We start from the raw sequence: 3,118 nt of genomic DNA, 5'->3' as shown, positions 1-3,118 counted from the left end.
CGACGCCATCGGCGTGGCGGAGGGCGACGTCGTGGAGGCGGCGCGTACGAAGGCCGTGGCCGCGACGGACGTCCGGGCGCATATCGACCGGCTCGGGCAGACGCCGTTCCAGCTCGACGCGCTCGATATCGACCTCGACGAGAACGTGGGCATCGGCTTCTCCCAGCTGCACCGCGTGCGCGCCGACGCGCTCGACAACCTAAGCGCGAGTCTGTTGGCCCCCTATCGCAACCGCGCCCTGCCGCGCGTGCAGGAGCGGCCCCGCCGGGTTCCGGCCGAGCGCCGGGGCTGCACGGTTGCCGCATGGGTGACGAACCCCGCCTGCGCGCGCGCCGCCAAGCGCGCCGGCGCCGATACGGTCTACGTTCCGGCCCTCAACTACAAGCGCGGCGAGGCGGTCATCGCCGGCCAGCGCACGGGCACGGCAGAGCAGGCCGGCTACCCGAAGCAGTGCGTCACGGCGCTGCCCGTGGTCGACCATGACCCGGTGGCCGGCACCCGCGAGGATCTGCTCGGCTTCGACCCCTGGCGCTACGTGAAGCCCGGGAAGCCCGTGCTCGCCGAGAGTCTGGGCGCCGTGCAGCGCGCCGCCGAGCTGGGCGCCGTCGTGGAGGCGGGCCCGCACCTGCCGCTTGTGAACCGCCTCTCGCTCGAAACGATGGCCGACTGGGGGGTCGAGCGCGTGTGGCTCTCGCCCGAGCTCACGCTCGGCCAGGTGGCCGACCTGGCCGAGAACGCGCCCGTCGCGCTCGGCCTGACCATCATGGGGGCGCAGGAGCTCATGGTGTGCGAGCACTGCCTGCTCATGAGCCAGGGACCGTGCAACGAGCGGTGCGACGAGTGCGCGCGCCGCAAGAGCCCGCACTACCTCAAGGACCGCAAGGATTACGAGTTCCCCGTCGTCACCGACGCGCTGGGGCGCAGCCACGTGTACAACGGCGTGGTGCTCGACGTGGCCCAGGTGGTTCCCGACCTCATTGCAGCCGGCCTCTCGGCGCTCATGGTGGATGCCACGCTCATGAACGTCGAGGAGACGGCCGCCGCCGTGGCCCGCACCGTCCGCGCCCGCGACGTGGCCCAGCGCGACGGCAACGCGCTCGCCAAGACTCCCGGCACCACCAGCGGCCACCTCTACCGAGGGGTCTCGTAAGGGGGAAGCGCCACGATCAGGGGGTGACAGAGGGACGGGGATAATGTCACCCCCGCAAGCCGGCCCCGCCCCGCCCTCGCCGCCCTCGCAATCCCGGGCATGTGAAACGCCCCTTGTCGACCACCGATGTGCTAGAATCTCCAACACTATATATAGTAAGGAGAGAGATCGATGCTATCCGCTGAAGAACAACTGCACACCATCGCCTCCGGCGCGGCGCAGATCGTGCCGGAAAGCGCGCTGCTCGAGAAGCTCAAGCGCGGCAAGCCCCTCAATATCAAGCTGGGCGTCGACCCCACGGCCCCCGACATCCACCTCGGGCATGCCGTGCCGCTGCGCAAGCTCCGCCAGTTCCAGGACCTCGGCCACGGCGTCACGCTCATCATCGGCGACGGCACCGCGCTCATCGGCGACCCGTCCGGCCGCAACTCCACGCGCCCGCAGCTCACCTCCGAACAGATCAAGGCGAACGCCCAGACCTACGTCGACCAAGCCTTCAAGATCCTCGATCCCGAGAAGACCACCCTGCGCTACAACTCCGAATGGCTGCTCTCCCTCAACATGGAGGGCCTTTTGAAGCTTGCCAGCAACTTCACGGTGGCCCGCATCCTCGAGCGCGACGACTTCCACAACCGCTACACCAACAGCCAGCCCATCAGCCTGCACGAATTCCTCTACCCGCTCATGCAGGCCTACGACTCGGTCGTCATCGAGGCCGACGTGGAGCTCGGCGGCACCGACCAGCTGTTCAACCTGCTGGCCGGCCGCGAGCTCATGGAGAAGATGGGCATGGAGCCGCAGGTGTGCCTCACGCTTCCGCTGCTCGAGGGCACCGACGGCGTGCAGAAGATGTCCAAGAGCTACGGCAACTACATCGGCCTCACCGACGAGCCGGCCGACATGTTCGGCAAGGTCATGTCCATCCCCGACGAGCTCATGGTGAAGTACTACCGCCTGGCCTCCGCGCTACCGGTCGACGAGATCGACGAGATCGAGCGCGGCTTGGCTGCCGACGAGCTGCATCCCAACAAGGTGAAGCGCGCGCTGGCGCAGAACATCGTGGCGGCCTACTACGACGAGGCGGCGGCGCAGGCGGCCGAGGAGCAGTTCGACCTCGTGTTCAAGCAGCACGCCGTGCCCGATGACATCCCCGAGTTCGCGGCCGATCTCGCCCCCAACGACGAGGGCACCGTCTACCTGGCCAAGCTTATCGCCGATGCGGGCCTGGCTGCCAGCGCCGGCGAGGCCCGGCGCCTCATCGACGGCGGCGGCGTGAAGGTGAACGGCGAGCCCGTTCCCGCCAAGTCCTACAACGTGGACCCGGCGATGCTGGCGGGTGCCACGCTCCAGGTGGGCAAGCGCAAGTTCGTGCGCCTGGTCTAGGAAATCTGCCGACGAAGGCCCGTTCCGCCCTTGGCGGGGCGGGCTTTTTCGCATCAAGGGAAAGAATTTGGAAAACGTTGCAAGGATTCGCCCCGCCCGCTCGTGTTAGCGGTGAAGGAAGAAGCGAACCGAACCAACCAGGAGGACCGAAGCATGAAGAAGAGAACCGTCGCCATCGCCCTTGTCGCGTTGCTGGCAGTTGCCGCCGTGCCCACCATCGCCTTCGCCAGCGCCCAGGGCGGCGCCACGACGACGGAGCCTGTCGTCGCGCGGGGGATTGCCGATTCGGCGCCGGCGGCGCAGAAGGCCGTCGAGGCGGCATCGACCGCCGCGCCCGCGTGTCCGGGCTATGTCGACGCCGATAACGATGGCGTTTGCGACAACTACGCAGCCGGCACGTGCGCGCAGGGCGGACACCATCGCGGCTATGTCGACGCCGACAACGACGGTATCGGTGTCTGCGACAACTACGCCAGCGGCGCGTGCGCTGGTCAAGGCAACGGCCGTGGCCAGGGTGCCGGCTACGTCGATGCGGACGGCAACGGTACGTGCGACAACTACGAGGCAGGCACCTGCCCGGACAAC

Annotated in this window: 3 protein-coding genes; all 3 read left to right on the top strand. The window is 68.3% G+C overall.

The annotated features are described in order from the left end of the window. Positions 1-1,150: U32 family peptidase (locus tag GPA_RS00375; RefSeq protein ID WP_197533045.1), on the top strand; the 1,150-nt coding region annotated here is incomplete at its 5' end. Between the two features lie 171 nt (positions 1,151-1,321). Beyond that, positions 1,322-2,533, top strand: coding sequence for a tyrosine--tRNA ligase (gene tyrS / locus GPA_RS00370; RefSeq protein WP_015538619.1), 1,212 nt, complete (start codon positions 1,322-1,324; stop codon positions 2,531-2,533). 153 nt (positions 2,534-2,686) lie between these two features. After that, positions 2,687-3,118, top strand: a 432-nt coding sequence (locus GPA_RS18580) for a hypothetical protein (protein ID WP_083809227.1), incomplete at its 3' end; no start/stop codon positions are given.

Source organism: Gordonibacter pamelaeae 7-10-1-b (assembly GCF_000210055.1).
Lineage (GTDB): Bacteria > Actinomycetota > Coriobacteriia > Coriobacteriales > Eggerthellaceae > Gordonibacter > Gordonibacter pamelaeae.
Note: the sequence above shows the minus strand (reverse complement) of the source record. Positions and strands in the feature narration are given on the sequence as shown.

Bases quoted from the DNA above. Each gene is read 5' to 3' on its own strand.
- tyrS (WP_015538619.1), top strand. From the start codon at position 1,322: ATGCTATCCGCTGAAGAACAACTGCACACCATCGCCTCCGGCGCGGCG.